Genomic DNA, 15,027 nt, shown 5'->3' on the forward strand with positions numbered 1-15,027 from the left:
AAGTTCTCACTAAAGTCCCCTTGTCACCTTGTCTCCCCTGCTCCCTTGCTCCCCACTCCCCTAACCGTTCATTTCCTGCACAAAATTTGTATAGACATTACCCTGCAAAAACTGTGGAGTTTCCATAATTTTTTGATGAAACCCTATTGTAGTAGGTAGTCCAGTTATTGCACATTCCCGCAGTGCGCGTTTCATACGGTTAATAGCAGTGGGTCGGTCTGGCGCCCAAACAATTAACTTGCCGATTAAGGAATCGTAGTAGGGTGGGATTTGGTAATCTGTGTAAACGTGCGAATCAATCCGCACACCAGGTCCTCCGGGGGGCAGATAGCTACTAATCCGTCCAGGAGAAGGGCGAAAGTCATGGTCGGGATCTTCAGCATTGATTCGGCATTCGATCGCATGACCTCGTAATACTACTTGCTCTTGGGTAAGCTTGAGTCTTTCACCTTGAGCAATGCGGATTTGTTCGGCAACTAAGTCTATCCCAGTAATCATCTCTGTTACAGGATGTTCTACTTGAATCCGGGTGTTCATTTCCATAAAGTAGAATTTACCGGATCTATCCAAGAGAAACTCAATAGTACCCGCCCCACTGTAGTTAATGAATTGGGCAGCTTTGACAGCAGCTTGTCCCATTTTCTCACGTAGGTCTTGGTCGAGAGCCGGACTAGGAGCTTCTTCTAACAGCTTTTGATTCCGGCGCTGAATTGAGCAATCCCTTTCACCCAAGTGGATGACATTACCGTAGTTATCCGCCAAAATTTGAAATTCGATGTGGCGGGGACGTTCAATAAATTTTTCTATGTAAACGCCAGAGTTCCCAAAAGCTGCTCCTGCTTCGCCTTGGGCCGCGAGAAAAAGTTTAACAAATTCGTCTTCAGAACGAACTAGGCGCATACCCCTTCCACCGCCACCTGCTGTAGCTTTGATCATCACTGGATAGCCCATATCCTTGGCGAATCCTAATCCTTCTTGCTCGGATTCTACCAATCCCTCACTACCTGGTACCGTCGGTACTCCAGCTTTTTGCATGGTTTCTTTGGCAGTGGATTTATCCCCCATCTGCCTGATAGCTTCTGGAGTTGGGCCGATAAAAGCAATATGATGGTCGGCACAAATTTCCGCAAACCGGGCATTTTCTGCCAAAAAACCATAGCCTGGATGAATGGCAGTAGCATTTCGTGTCAGTGCAGCAGCAATAATATTGGGAATATTCAAATAACTTTTACCGCTAGCAGGTTCGCCAATGCAAACCGCTTCATCAGCAAGTTGGACGTGCAGAGCATTTCGGTCAACGGTGGAGTGAACCGCAACTGTGGCAATTCCCATTTCTTCACAGGCGCGGAGAATGCGAAGGGCGATTTCTCCCCGATTGGCAATTAATATTTTGTCAAACTTCATTTTTTAGTTTCGATATCATTACCAGTAGATTGACATTTTCTCTGATCCAACTTGAAACAATGCTTCCACATTATTTCAAATTATCGCAGGAGATTCGCCACCCTGATTCTAAGCAAACTTGCATATTGCAGGCTTGCTGCCTCTACGGGTCTTACTACACTAACAACATTGCTGCTGTAAGTCTTGGCTAGACTACCAAGCTGGGCTTTTGCGACGCCGATAGCGTACCCCTACGGGGAAGCAAGCTACGCGTAGCGTCTCGTAGAGAAGCGGTAGCGAGTCTTCTCCCAGAGGGAGACGCTTTAGCGCATAGCGCAGCGTAAAGCCTTCTCTTCTCCTTCTCCTGTCGGAGACGCTAACGCGAGAGGCTTGTCTGCGGCTACGCGAACACCAACGGCATGGCAACTCTTAGAGAGGCTGCGCCAACGCTTAGAGCGAGTCATCGAGCGTCACGGATTGTCATAGCCCGTCGTAGACATCGCCTACCGCAGACGGATAGGCCATTGCACCCCGCCAAACACAGTAGCTCTACCCTTTTCAATATCACTTGTACATCTGCTAAATTTCTGTCAGTCTGATACCGCCTTGAGAAAATTTATATTTTTGAGCAACTGAATTTAGATATCACCTTACTATAATTATTTTCTTATGCTATAGTCTATATTTAGACAAACCATGCGGATGTGGCGGAATTGGTATACGCGCACGCTTGAGGTGCGTGTGGCTTTGCCTTGCGAGTTCGAGTCTCGCCATCCGCATTTTTGCTTGTTTAAGCATAGGGTCAATAGTCTAAGGTCAAAAAACCTTAGACTATTGACCCTTAAATATTAAGTTTGTAGTAAAGACTTTAGTCCTTTTCGGAACCCTCAGTGCTTACTACATATTAAGCATTGCCTTGTCAAAGTACTAGTTTTTTATGCTTTTATAGAAATAGGTGAAGTTTTGTAAAAAAGCATTGACTATTTCTTTTACGCCGACAAACAACCTAACACTGCCACCAGCTTGGCATCGCCTCACTCCGATTTGGCAAGGAGGGGAGGAAATAATTCAACAAAGTTTACCTCACACTCAGCTAGCACCTGCATGGCAGCTAATGCTCTTGGGTGACGGCTCTCCAACACGTCACTTAGAATTGCTCACAGGTGAGCCTGTAGAAGTAGATGTTATTGATATGTCATTGATTGGCATCGACTTGGATGCTGCTCCTGAGTTAATCCAAGCTGTCCCAGAACCACGATTACGGCGACAAGTATGGCTGCGTACCGCTTCTGGTCAAAGATTAGCTTATGCTACTTCGTGGTGGGAAGCCAGTCATGTCGATGAGTATTTACAAAACCGTTCATTACCAATTTGGGCAAGTTTAGCTCGTCTTCGCACAGAATTGTATCGGGATGTTCGAGGAATTTACTACGGTGACTCATTGGCACTAGAGTCCGGTTTTCGTGTAGCTGGGCCTTTTTGGGGTCGCCACTACTTGTTTTGGCATCATGGGCAGCCACTGACATTAATTTATGAAGTTTTTTCACCTTATTTAACCAAATATTTGGGACCTATGCAGTTGAGTGCTGTTAATGCTGAGGCATAGTATTATTTAAAAGTTTTTTATTTTTTACAGTGCGCCCCAGAGTATGGGAATTTTACACTAATGACTTTGAAGACAGGTAATCTATGTAAAATACCTGATACTGAATTAACCTTGCCTAGATCAAGTCAATACTACAGATGGAAGCTATGTAAATAGAAGGTAGTTTGGATTACAGATTACTTGCAGCTTTTTCAAGTTAGTTATATCCTCAAAGTGCTTGAAATGAAGGATGTTAACTTTCGGAGACTTTCCGAAACAGACAGCCGTTAAAAGGAATGTCCTGCGAAATTCAACAAAGCATGTTAAAAAAGGTAACTAACCATTAAAACACCGCTTTGAAACAGTAGAGAAGGTTGATTACGAAAATATCATCAATGTCTATGGTGGAGAAATTTATGAAATTAACTGCCTTAGATCGCAAGAAACTTTTTGGTTGACTTAACCAATTGAGCAAGTAATGAGTTTGCAAATATGAGGTACAGGTTTCAATGGCACCGCCTCTTGTGTCTGTTCAGATGAAGAAAAATAAGAAACCGTCTCTGGTGCTGACGCTCTCGGCTGCTGGGTTATTGATTGGTGCGGGGAGTGTAGCATACTGGTTGTTAGCCCAGAGACAAATATCTTCTAGCGATTTGCTAGTAGGTGCAAATATTATTCCTGGTGATGCCCTGTTTGCGGTTTCCTTAACAACAGATCCCCAGCAGTGGCAGAAATTGCGGCAGTTTGGGACAAAAGAAACCCAAACAGAACTGGACAAAAATTTAGTCCAGTTACGCGATCGCTTTCTGACTAATAATGGTTACGACTTTCAGAAAGATATCGCTCCTTGGGTAGGCGATGACGTGACGATCGCAATTCTTGCTCCAGCAACAGGGAATAAACCTGCACCCAAACCAGTTACCACCAATGAAAATGTTGTCAGCGATCAGCAGTCGATGGTAATGGTATTGCCAGTAAAAAATTCAGAAATCGCTAAAAGCATTTTGGCACAACCCAAAACCCTTAAACAAGGCAAATGGGTTGACCGTATTTATCAAGGGATCGCCATCAAACAAAGTGAGGCACAAGCAGGGCAAAACTTCTCGGCTGCATTACTAGATGGGCGTTTTTTAGTCATAACTGATAGTCCTAAAGCCACAGAACGAGCGATCGACGCCTACAAAAATAAAACATCTTTAGTCACAACAGGCGGCTTTACTGAGAATTTCCCGAAAATTGCCAACTACCAACCCTTTGCCCAGTTTTATGTCAATGTGCCAACAGCTGCGAAAATAGCCGCAGCTTCTCCAAACCGCCCTTTACCTGCTCAAGTTTTGGCTCAACTGCAAAATAACCAAGGTTTAGCAGGGACAATAACCTTAGAGTCAGAAGGAATCCGCTTCAAGGGCGTTTCTTGGTTAAATCCTAATAGTCAACGTGTGCTGGTGGTGGAAAACAAAGCTGGGAAAATGCAAAACCGCATACCAGCGGAAACCTTAATGATGCTTACTGGTGGTAACTTACAGAGATTGTGGAGAGACTATGTTTTAACATCTCAGGGAAATCCTTTATCACCGATCGCACCAGAACAGATTAGAGGTGGTATAAAATCTCTTACCGATCTCGATTTAGATAAGGATTTGCTTAGTTGGATGAAAGGGGAGTTTTCGTTATCAGTAATCCCTGCTACTCCAAAAGAAGGTTCACCAAATGATTTTCGTGCGGGTTTGCTGTTCATGGTACAGACAAGCGATGCCTATAGTGGGCAAAGCCTACGCAAATCAGCTGAAGCATCCATCAGTCAACTGGATGAAGTGATGAAAAATCAATACCAGTTCCAAGTACAACCGGGGAAAGTCGCAGGTCAACCCGTTGTTAACTGGATATCACCTTATGGTACGTTAACTGCAACCCACGGTTGGTTAGATGGAGATGTCGCCTTTCTGGTAGTGGGTGCTCCGATCGCGGATAAAATTGTTCCCAAACCTAACTACACACTAGGTGGCACTCTTCCCTTCCAACAAACAGTTCCTACAGAACCCAATCCGACAAATGGTCAATTTTTCCTGGATGTAGAACGAACTGTGAAAAATTTCCCTTTACCAACTCTAATTCCCAATCAACAAACTTTGCTAGATGCAACGCGCTCAATTGGGATGACATCTGCTGTCAGCGATAATCGCAGTAACCGTTACGATATTTTTATCGAACTTAAAAAAGTTACTAACGCGACTACATTGCCTAGTCCAGAAGGGAGTAAGAGTAACTCTGTTAGATAGAGAGTGGGGAATGGGGAGTGGGGAGAATGAGGGAGATGGGGGAGAAGAATTAATAACCAATGCCCCATGCCCCATGCCCAATCCCCAATGCCCCATTCCTGATTCCCCTGTAAACATATAGGATCAAAACAGTCAGAATCGATATTTTAAATCATCCACGGAGAGAACACTTTATGAATTTGGTTGTACTCCAGAACTGGCTGGACAATGCGTCCTTTGCCATATTATTCCTAACAATGCTGGTGTATTGGGGAGGAGCGGCTTTTCCGAATCTGCCTTATCTAGCCGCTTTGGGGACAGCTGGGATGGCGATCGCAAATTTGTGCATTGCTACTCTACTAGGGGCACGATGGATCGAAGCTGGTTACTTTCCCTTAAGTAATCTCTATGAATCTCTGTTTTTCTTAACTTGGGGAATTACCGCCGTCCATCTGATTGCTGAAAATAGTAGCCGTAGCCGCTTAGTAGGAGTTGCGACAGCTCCGGTGGCAATGGCGATCGCAGCTTTTGCTACTATGACACTACCATCCCAGATGCAAGCGTCAGAACCCTTAGTACCTGCCTTGAAGTCAAATTGGCTGATGATGCATGTCAGCGTCATGATGTTAAGTTATTCTGCTTTGATGGTGGGTTCGTTATTAGCGATCGCTTTCTTAATTGTCACTCGCGGTCAAAACATCCAACTACAAGGCAGTTCTGTTGGTACTGGTGGCTATCGCAGCAACGGCTACCGCTTGCACAAAGCCACTGAACTAATTTCTCAACCACCAACCCCTGCTGTTGAAAATAACGGCTTTGCCCGTTTTGAAACTAGTAGCAACGGCAACGGTAACGGTAACACTGCTGTTTTGAATTTAGTAACTACCCCTGAATCTCAAGCCGTAGCATCTGCTGAACCTCTTTCACCCCAGCGCCTTAGTCTTGCCGAAACCCTCGACAACATCAGCTATCGCATCATCGGACTAGGATTTCCCCTGCTGACAATTGGCATTATTGCCGGTGGCGTTTGGGCTAACGAAGCCTGGGGTTCCTACTGGAGTTGGGACCCGAAAGAAACTTGGGCATTAATTACCTGGTTAGTGTTCGCCGCCTACCTTCACGCCAGAATTACTCGCGGTTGGCAAGGGCGTCGCCCGGCAATTTTAGCCTCCGCCGGCTTGCTTGTTGTTTGGGTTTGCTATCTCGGTGTGAATCTTTTGGGTAAAGGTTTGCATTCTTACGGTTGGTTTTTCTAAGAACCGTTTAAATAAAACTACCCCACCCGCGCTACCGTGCACCCTCCCCTTGGTAAGGGGAGGGTTGGGCAGGGGTAACGCGAGAATTATAGGCTAATTTACCGGACATCATATTATTACTAAATTTTTATTTGACCAGCACTAAATCTATAAAATCATTATTTTATTTCGGATGAACTGTTATATCTCTGGAAAATATAGATTTATTGACAGGAGATTTTTATGGAAGATGGATTCGAGATACTAAACCATGATGAAGTTGTGTCTATAGAACCAGACGCTTTTAATAAGTTAAATATTGCTAAAACTTTTAAAGTCCGTGATTTGATTGCAGCAATCAAGGAATATATTGGAGCAGAAGATACAGAGGAAGTAAATTTGTATACCCAAGGATTAAATTGCGAAGTTTTGCAATTTAGTACTCAGGGATGGAAAAAAGGAAAAGTTAGACTTGCTTTAGAATTTTGTTCTGATGAATCTGAGTCACCACTTGATGAAATTTTTCAAAAACTCAAACAAGTGGAAAATTAATATCCAATGAGCAAAAGAACCCCGACTCTTTAAATAAGCGGGGTTTTGAGTCTCTGGATGTTTGCAAATAAAATAGGATGCACTTAATTGCTATCAAAATTAATTAATAAAATAAAGATGCACTAATAACTGAGAAACGGTAAACCTATCATGCTAAATTACGATCCATTAGCTTGTTGGCCCTCATCTGAGGAACTGCCAGACTCTGACGATACGCCAGTGGATAATGAATTACAAGATTTAATTCCCGGTTTACTCAAAGCGCTTCTGGCAATTGCTTGGCCAGAACGCATGGATTGGTATTTTGGCGTAGATATGGGTATTTATTATGACCCAGACTTACCGGCAATAGTACCAGATGGGTTTTTGAGTCTGGGCGTAGAGCGATTTTATGATGAAAACCTCCGCCCCAGTTATGTGCTTTGGGAAGAGAGGAGAGTACCAGTATTAGCGCTAGAAGTAGTATCTCAAAAATATCGTGGTGAGTACTCTACTAAAAAAGCAGAGTATGCGAAATTAGGGATTTTATATTATGTAGTCTACAATCCGAATCGTCGTCGAAAGCCACGGTTGGAAGTATACAAATTAATTAATGGTGCTTACACTGCATTAGAAGATGGTAATCCCGTTTGGCTACCAGAGATTGGTTTAGGGATTGGCATGGAACGGGGAACTTATCTAGGCATTCCTCGCCAATGGTTGTATTGGTATAACCAGCAAGGGGAAAAGCTTTTAACACCCGAAGAAAACGCAAAACTCGCTCAACAAGAAACCCAAGAAGCTAAACAAGAAACCCAGGAAGCTAAACAAGAAGCGCAGCAAGCTAAACAAGAAGCGCAGCAAGCTAAACAAGAAGCACAGCAAGCTAAACAAGAAGCACAGCAAGCACAGCAACGTACCCAACTATTAGCAGAACAGTTGCGATCGCTCGGCATAGATCCTGATTCTCTCACCTGAATTGCTGTCAAAGTTCATCAACGAAGCTCCGAGGTTCACGAATGAAGCTCCAAGGTTCATTAACAAAACTCTGAGGTTCACGAATGAAGCTCCGAGGTTCACGAATGAAGCTCAAAGGTTCATTAACGAAGCTCTGAGGTTCACGAACGAAGCTCAAAGGTTCATCAACGAAGCTCCGAGGTTCATTAATGGAGTTCAAAGACTCATTCACGAGTATAAAAGACTCGTCCGCGAGTATCAAAGACTCATTCACGAGTATAAAAGACTCGTCCGCGAGTATCAAAGACTCATTCACGAGTATCAAAGACTCGTCCGCGAGTATCAAAGACTCATTCACGAGTATTAAAGACTCGTCCGCGAGTATAAAAGACTCATTCACGAGTATTAAAGACTCATCCGCGAGTATTAAAGGCTCGTCCACGAGTATCAAAGCCTTATTACAGCAGTTTTCATTTACTTAAATTACACTCTTGCCTTCTTCTTTGCGCCTTTGCACCTTTGCGTGAGACAAAAATCTTTCAGTAATTAGGAATTACGCATTACCCTATCAAGACTTGCACTCAGACTTTCAGCATCCGGTGACTTTAATCGCTGCAAAATCTCTAAAGCTGGTTGCAAATAAGATATCGCTTTAGTGTATTCACCCTGCTGTTCTGCCAAACCTCCTAACCACCACAGAGTCATTGCTTGGCCTTTGACATTACCAATGCGTTCTTTTATTTCCAAAGACTGATTGAAAAGTGCGATCGCTTCATCCACATCCCCTTTGTTGGCGTAGATACCTGCTAGATTGTGCAACGTCGCCGCTTTGGTATGGACATTCCCAGTGCGTTCATCAATTTCAAGAACTTGATTGTAGAGTGCGATCGCTTGATCCACTTCCCCTTTGTCGGCGTGGATTATTCCCAGTTGTTGCAATGTCGCCGCTTTGGTTTGGACATCTCCAATGCGTTGAGTTATTTCCAAAGACTGATTGAAAAGTGCAATCGCTTTCTCCACTTCCCCTTTGTTGGCGTAGATACGTCCCAGTTGGTGCAATGTTACTGCTTTGGTTTGGACATCTCCAATGCGTTGAGTTATTTCCAAAGACTGATTGAAAAGTTTGATCGCTTTCTCCACTTCCCCTTTGTTGGCGTAGATATCTGCTAGATTGTTCAATATCGCCGCTTTACCTTGGATATTTTCAATGCGTTCAGTGATTTCCAAAGACTGATTGAAAAGTTTGATCGCTTGATCCACTTCCCCTTTGTCGGCGTAGATATATCCCAGATTGTTCAACATCGCCGCTTTGGTTTTGACATTACCAATGCGTTCTGTTATTTCCAAAGACTGATTGAAGAGTGCGATCGCTTGCTCCACTTCCCCTTTGTTGGCGTAGATTTTTCCAAGCCAGGACAACGTTGCCGCTTTGCCTTGAACATAACCAATGCGTTCATCAATTTCAAGGACTTGGTTAAAAAGTGCGATCGCCTCATCCACTTCCCCTTTGTTAGCGTGGATCATTCCCAGTTGGTGCAACGTCACCCCTTTCATTTTGACATTACCAATACGTTCAGTTATTTCCAAAGACTGATTGTAGAGTGCGATCGCTTGCTCCACTTCCCCTTTGTTGGCGTAGATAATTCCCAGTTGGTGCAACGTCGCCGCTTTGGTTTGGACATTACCAATACGTTCAGTTATTTCCAAAGACTGATTGTAGAGTGCGATCGCTTGCTCCACTTCCCCTTTGTTGGCGTAGATACGTCCCAGGTTATGAATAATGTCTGCTTTTTCTGTTTCGTCTGTTTCCAAACAAGATTCAAGCGCTTGCTGATAATACTGCTGTGCTTGTTCAACTTCACCAAGTTCTGCCTGAGAGCGAGCTATTTGATGTAAAACGCGGTAGTCTTGAGTCAGTTCTAGGGTAAATTTGCAAAGTTGCACCGCTTCCCGAAAACGGCTTTGATTTTTCCAGTTATCTGCTAAATAACTGGCAATGTTCACCGCAATGTCTTCATCTTTCCCCAGCAACGCCAACCGATGAATTTCTAACTTTTGTGCTTCCGTAGCAGTTTCCGCCTCTTCCCACCACAGACGATACAAAATTTGTGCAGCTTGTTTATACAACTCTTCACCCTTGGGGTTTTCTGGAAACTCTAGCAACGGTGACAAAATCCGGGGAACACGATACAACCTCTCTGTGTTGTTGGTGAGGGTAACTTCCAACAAACCCAAAATTTCAGCGCGTTGAATATGACTTTCCCAACTTGAGATATCCTCAAAAATCGGTGAAATAGCAGCTTGAGGAACAGGTAACTCATACACCAACAACTTCCCCAGCATTTGACGCAAAGCTGGAGTTTGCTGCTTCAGCAATACCTGTGCCAAAATATCCTCACGAAATTCCTTTTCCTTATCTGCCATCTTTTGCAGAATCATCTCAACTCCCCTCTCGGCTGACGGCGACTTCGGGGAATTTTGCAAAATCTTATCTAACCATTCCAACAGCCGAGGATTTCCATCTGCTGCTTTTTTGGCACGTTCGGGCAATTCTGGCTGAAATTGCCAACTGCCATTAAAGGAATCCAGACGATTATACTTTTTAATTAAATCTGCCCCACCCAAAGCACCCAGAGGTTCGCGGTACAGACGATGATTCAGTTCCGACAATGGGAAATTGTAGCGACAGGTAATAATTACCTTGTGGGGAAGTTGGGAATTTTGAATCGCCTTCAGCAACGCCAGCAGTACATCCACAACTTGTGGTTGCAAGACATAAACCCCATTTTGTAATTCCAAATTTGCCTCAAAGTCATCCAGCACAAAGGCAAAGCGCTGTTCTGTGGAATTCAGTCCATCCTTGAAAAACTTGGTGAGGCGCTGCATCAACGGTAACTTGCCATTGAGAATTTCATGCCCAAGTTCCAAGGTACATTGTTCAGCAAGGGTTTTGAGCAGTTTGTCCTCATCCAGTTGCCGAAAGTTCACCAGCCTGTGATAGCCAACCAACCTTTCCAGAAGTCGCGCAGTTACAGTACTCTTACCCACACCCCCCAGTCCGTGAATTAGTACCCCTAATGAAGTGCGAATTGCTTTGAGACAACGTTGCAAAGTCCGCCGTCTCCCAACAAACTCAGAGGGTTTCGCCACCCGCACCTGTTGGGTATCGGGATCTAAAAACTGTTCATAAGCAGGTTCCGGCACTGAGGGCGGCAATCCAAACACTTCCACCAACGCACCGGGACATTCTCCCTGGACATATAACCGCAACAAATGCCAGTCACGCACTTTCTGTTTAAATAACTGCTGGTAAGTGCTAGCGAGTGCTTCTGCTAATTGATACCCGGCTGCCAATTTGCCGTAGAGGTGCGCGGCGGCGGCTGTGGCTGTCCGATCTTCCACAGGCCGCCCCCAACTTAAAACCGCCCTCGCCCCTTGGGCAATTAGTGCCTCAGCCATTGAAGGGACAGCCCCTTTATCTGGTGCTTGTCCAGTCCGACACCCAGATAAAAACACCAACTTGGGAAAGCGAAACCGAAAGACATCGGCAAGTTCTGCGGCTGTGGTTTCGTGGCGTTCTCCAATTTCCGTCTCAGTAATAAAGTAAGGCGTGTAAGGTGCTTCATCTTTAATTGAGGCGTGTCCTGTGAGGTGAAACACATCAAAGTCATTAAAATAGCGACTCCACACCTTACCCAACTCGCTAACGCAACCGCTTTCTTCCACCCGCAAATCTACAGCAAAATCTCGCGTATCAGCCAGAATCTTCGCTTCTTCCTGTTCAAACTCTAACTTTGGTTGCACATCTTCCGGATCGGTTGCCATAAACAATACTCGCAATTGTCGTGCTTCCACAGAAAACCCTTCCCTTTCTTTCTCAATCCAGCGCAGAGGTAACACCACTGGATTAACCCGCTTCACCAAAAAATCCTCACCATCATGCAGCACTTCCCAAGGTAGATGTGCCAATTTTTTATCAGTATCAATGGCAATTACCAACCCCTCACCGCGACAGTTAGCAATTCCCCGACTCAACCACCGTCCATCCCCATCCAACCAAAAAAATAACTGCTGCCCGATTCCTGGTAAATTGGGCAGCAGTTTATAGTAATCTCGTTCTCCTTGCTTGAGGAAATCAGCGATTTCTGCGAGTTTCAGGCGACGTGATTCATAGTGATTATTTTGAGGTAGCCAATACCTGAGTTCAACTGTTTCCTGCGTACTTTCCCGAAGTTGAATGCGGATAGTTTGCACTTTACTTGCTGATAGATTTGAGGATTTCCGTGATTTCCTCTATGGTAGCTTCTTCGAGTAAAATCCTGTTTCCCGTATCAGGGTCAAGAATTACCACATCAAATTGCTTCCCTGGATTGGATTTATGCCATTCTTGATACCATTTGCGGATTTGTTCAGCTAAAGCAGCAGCACCACCCACAATACCGATAATGGTAGCAACAGCTGCTAGAGTCCCTTCTCTTTGTGTCGGAACTTCGTAGCTTCCCGATATTCCAGGAATTTCTAGTAAAGCCGCAGCTGCGGCTGGTGCGTCTTCACCTTCAATACCAACTTGAATTTCTGCCATTAAATCACCTACGAATTTATACAACATACTGTATATTCTGCGTTGAATTGGGGATAAGCTTCACGCACAGACACAGAGAGGGTTGCAAAATTATTTACTTTGTCTTGTACCAATTGTCTAAAATAAGGCAACAGACGCAAACCTGGAAACCCAGATTAAATCTGACTTTCAAAAATTACGAATTACGAATTACGAATTACGAATTAGTATGTCTCTTGCTCCTTGGCGAAGTGCGATCGCTCATGCACTCCATCGCAACCGCAGCCTTGTTTATGCCCGTTACCTGCAACTAGCAACGGTGCAAGCGAATGGTCGCCCCGCTAATCGTACCCTAGTCTTTCGCGGCTTTCTGGAAGATACAAACCAGCTAAAATTTATTATTGATAGCCGTAGCGCTAAAGCCGACCAGATACAGCAACAACCTTGGGCAGAAGTTTGCTGGTACTTCCCCAATACACGAGAACAATTCCGTATCACTGGCGATTTGACTCTAGTCAGCAGTGATGATTCTCACCAGGACTTACAGCCAGCCCGAATTTCCATTTGGCAAGAACTGAGTGATGCGGCGCGTTTACAGTTTGCTTGGCCCTATCCTGGTAAACCCAGAATCCAAGAAGCAGGAGCCTTTGAGCCACCAGCACCCGATCCTGTTGAGCCAGTGGCTAATTTTTGTCTACTGCTACTAGATCCGGTGCAAGTAGACCATTTAGAATTACGCGGCGAACCACAAAATCGATGGCTTTACTGCCGTAACGATCAGCAAGAGTGGTCTAGCGAAGCGATTAATCCGTGATTTAGTCAAGAGTCAAAAGATTGACCCTTAACCTTTAAGTTAAACTAAATGCCAGCACCATCTAGAAATTCCTGGATAGTCTTATCCTTGAGGTTGCACCAGCGAGTATCACGGGTTAGCTCATCCTGTTTCGTTACTAAACAACCCACTAAAACAGGAGTTTTTTCTGAAGAATTGGTGCGCTGAAGAGTTTGTATTTGTTCTTCCAACGCCTCAATGCGGTCTACTAAAGCACGAATTACTTGAGCTTCTGAATCTGGTAAGTTATTGTGTTCAAGAGGTGAAACCCGAACTCCAGAACGATACATAATGCGCCCAGGCACACCTACCACAGTACAGTCTGAAGGCACATCTCTTAAAACAACAGAACCAGCACCAATTCGGACATTATTGCCAATTTGGATATTGCCCAGTACCTTCGCTCCAGCTCCGACTACAACGTTTTCACCCACAGTAGGATGGCGCTTGCCACATTCTTTACCAGTACCCCCAAGGGTGACGCCTTGATAAATTAGAGCATAGTCTCCCACGATCGCAGTTTCACCAATTACTACACCCATCCCGTGGTCAATAAACACACTTTGCCCAATTGTTGCACCAGGGTGGATTTCAATTCCAGTCAAAAACCGAGCCAAGTGAGAAATCAGGCGCGGAATAAAGGGAAGACCAACACTATACAGCCAGTGAGCCAGCCTATGGAATAACAGGGCTTGCAAACCAGGGTAACAAAATAAAACTTCCAACCAGTTACGGGCAGCTGGGTCACGTTCAAATATGATACGAAAGTCAGCACGTAGTATAGATAGCACGAGATAGCACCCTCGGAAAGCACAACAAGCTACTCTCCCATATTATCCTCTCAGGTGTTACACCTAAAAATTGGGAATAGGGCATTGGGCACAAGAGGCAGTACGGATAGGCAAAGGGGAAAGACTTACTGCAACTTCCTCCCTGCTCCCCTGCTCCCCAGTTCACTGCTGCTCGACCTTCAGAGTATAATCACGCTTGACTCCAGGATTAAATGTACCTACCCAAATCCGATAAGTGCCCTTTTTCCAGTTGCGATCGCTAACGCTAGCATCTTTACTTTTACCAGTGTCATCGCCGCAACGAATCGTAGTTTGATCGGGGCCTTGAATGATTAAAGTGGTGTCATTGTTGTTGCTATCAACTTGGATTGTTAGCTGAGGAAAGTCCTTTTCCAAAACCATAATGTGATCTGGTTTGGGATCGGCAAAGCCAATGCAGGCTTTTTGATCGCGATCGCGGTTACTTATGGCAGACAATGAGTAAGAACCACCTGTAAACCCCTGCACTGTTCCTTGTGCTGAATCAAAGTTTGTTGATAAATTGAAAGTGCCAAAGTTTGCTGTCTGTGCTATTGCAGGGGTAGCTGTGATGGTGGTAAGTATAGCCAACAGCCAACCACCGCGAAACTGAAGTCGGGGGCAACAGTATTTCATAGTAGCCCTCCAACAGGCTTTTAAATTAGTAATGATATATACATATTCTAGTTAAAAAAATCTAGTGAAATTTCAGTTGGGTGTGCCACATTCAAATGTGCCACAGTTAATGTTTTGGAAAGTGGACAGCGAATTACTAGGTTGTTTCTCGATCTAGACAGCAACGTTAAATCACGCCCGTTGATAGTGGAGCATTTTGGCAATCAAGCCATTAATTAGCAAATGCTACATCAAATCTAC

The 15,027-nt window shown here is 44.5% G+C and carries 11 protein-coding genes and 1 tRNA gene; 7 read left to right on the forward strand and 5 right to left on the reverse strand.

Features of this window, described 5'->3' with window-relative positions; translation table 11 throughout:
- Positions 1-60 precede the first annotated feature (60 nt).
- The gene (gene accC / locus V7L12_RS29100; RefSeq protein WP_335089684.1) at positions 61-1,404 is read right to left on the reverse strand and encodes an acetyl-CoA carboxylase biotin carboxylase subunit; all 1,344 of its coding nucleotides are present in this window, start codon (positions 1,402-1,404) and stop codon (positions 61-63) included.
- A gap of 677 nt (positions 1,405-2,081) precedes the next feature.
- Between accC and V7L12_RS29105 the strand changes: the two genes are divergently transcribed.
- The 6 genes from V7L12_RS29105 to V7L12_RS29130 all read left to right on the forward strand — a co-directional run bounded on the left by V7L12_RS29105 (position 2,082) and on the right by V7L12_RS29130 (position 7,970).
- Positions 2,082-2,162, forward strand: a tRNA-Leu gene (locus V7L12_RS29105).
- A 197-nt stretch (positions 2,163-2,359) separates the two neighbouring features.
- Entirely contained in the window at positions 2,360-2,989 is a 630-nt protein-coding gene (locus V7L12_RS29110) for a chorismate lyase (protein ID WP_335089686.1), read from the forward strand.
- A gap of 488 nt (positions 2,990-3,477) precedes the next feature.
- On the forward strand, positions 3,478-5,247 hold the full coding sequence (locus tag V7L12_RS29115; protein WP_335089688.1) for a DUF3352 domain-containing protein: 1,770 nt from the start codon (positions 3,478-3,480) through the stop codon (positions 5,245-5,247).
- Between the two features lie 173 nt (positions 5,248-5,420).
- Positions 5,421-6,482: a c-type cytochrome biogenesis protein CcsB gene (ccsB, locus tag V7L12_RS29120; RefSeq protein ID WP_335089690.1), complete on the forward strand. Its 1,062-nt coding sequence runs from the start codon at positions 5,421-5,423 to the stop codon at positions 6,480-6,482.
- Between the two features lie 222 nt (positions 6,483-6,704).
- Complete coding sequence (locus V7L12_RS29125; RefSeq protein ID WP_335089692.1) at positions 6,705-7,013, forward strand: KGK domain-containing protein; 309 nt, start codon at positions 6,705-6,707, stop codon at positions 7,011-7,013.
- Between the two features lie 150 nt (positions 7,014-7,163).
- Positions 7,164-7,970 carry a Uma2 family endonuclease gene (locus V7L12_RS29130; RefSeq protein WP_335089693.1) on the forward strand — a complete coding sequence of 269 codons (807 nt, stop codon included), beginning with the start codon at positions 7,164-7,166 and terminating at the stop codon, positions 7,968-7,970.
- A 525-nt stretch (positions 7,971-8,495) separates the two neighbouring features.
- Here the strand turns inward: V7L12_RS29130 and V7L12_RS29135 are convergent.
- Both V7L12_RS29135 and V7L12_RS29140 read right to left on the reverse strand, forming a co-directional pair.
- Positions 8,496-12,203 carry a tetratricopeptide repeat protein gene (locus tag V7L12_RS29135; RefSeq protein ID WP_335089695.1) on the reverse strand — a complete coding sequence of 1,236 codons (3,708 nt, stop codon included), beginning with the start codon at positions 12,201-12,203 and terminating at the stop codon, positions 8,496-8,498.
- A 1-nt stretch (position 12,204) separates the two neighbouring features.
- Complete coding sequence (locus tag V7L12_RS29140) at positions 12,205-12,531, reverse strand: hypothetical protein (protein ID WP_335089903.1); 327 nt, start codon at positions 12,529-12,531, stop codon at positions 12,205-12,207.
- A 208-nt stretch (positions 12,532-12,739) separates the two neighbouring features.
- Between V7L12_RS29140 and V7L12_RS29145 the strand changes: the two genes are divergently transcribed.
- On the forward strand, positions 12,740-13,324 hold the full coding sequence (locus V7L12_RS29145; RefSeq protein ID WP_335089696.1) for an Npun_F5749 family FMN-dependent PPOX-type flavoprotein: 585 nt from the start codon (positions 12,740-12,742) through the stop codon (positions 13,322-13,324).
- 44 nt (positions 13,325-13,368) lie between these two features.
- Here V7L12_RS29145 and cysE read toward each other — a convergent pair whose 3' ends face one another.
- Complete coding sequence (cysE, locus tag V7L12_RS29150; protein ID WP_335089698.1) at positions 13,369-14,133, reverse strand: serine O-acetyltransferase; 765 nt, start codon at positions 14,131-14,133, stop codon at positions 13,369-13,371.
- A gap of 162 nt (positions 14,134-14,295) precedes the next feature.
- On the reverse strand, positions 14,296-14,787 hold the full coding sequence (locus tag V7L12_RS29155) for a hypothetical protein (RefSeq protein WP_335089700.1): 492 nt from the start codon (positions 14,785-14,787) through the stop codon (positions 14,296-14,298).
- Positions 14,788-15,027: the final 240 nt, after the last annotated feature.

The sequence above is a fragment of the Nostoc sp. genome (genome assembly GCF_036918245.1).
Lineage (GTDB): Bacteria > Cyanobacteriota > Cyanobacteriia > Cyanobacteriales > Nostocaceae > Nostoc.

Excerpts from the sequence above, each read along its gene's own strand:
- accC (WP_335089684.1), bottom strand. The coding sequence starts at position 1,404 with ATGAAGTTTGACAAAATATTAATTGCCAATCGGGGAGAAATCGCCCTT.
- V7L12_RS29115 (WP_335089688.1), top strand. The coding sequence starts at position 3,478 with ATGGCACCGCCTCTTGTGTCTGTTCAGATGAAGAAAAATAAGAAACCG.
- ccsB (WP_335089690.1), top strand. The coding sequence starts at position 5,421 with ATGAATTTGGTTGTACTCCAGAACTGGCTGGACAATGCGTCCTTTGCC.
- V7L12_RS29125 (WP_335089692.1), top strand. The coding sequence starts at position 6,705 with ATGGAAGATGGATTCGAGATACTAAACCATGATGAAGTTGTGTCTATA.
- V7L12_RS29130 (WP_335089693.1), top strand. The coding sequence starts at position 7,164 with ATGCTAAATTACGATCCATTAGCTTGTTGGCCCTCATCTGAGGAACTG.
- V7L12_RS29140 (WP_335089903.1), bottom strand. The coding sequence starts at position 12,531 with ATGGCAGAAATTCAAGTTGGTATTGAAGGTGAAGACGCACCAGCCGCA.
- V7L12_RS29145 (WP_335089696.1), top strand. The coding sequence starts at position 12,740 with ATGTCTCTTGCTCCTTGGCGAAGTGCGATCGCTCATGCACTCCATCGC.
- V7L12_RS29155 (WP_335089700.1), bottom strand. The coding sequence starts at position 14,787 with ATGAAATACTGTTGCCCCCGACTTCAGTTTCGCGGTGGTTGGCTGTTG.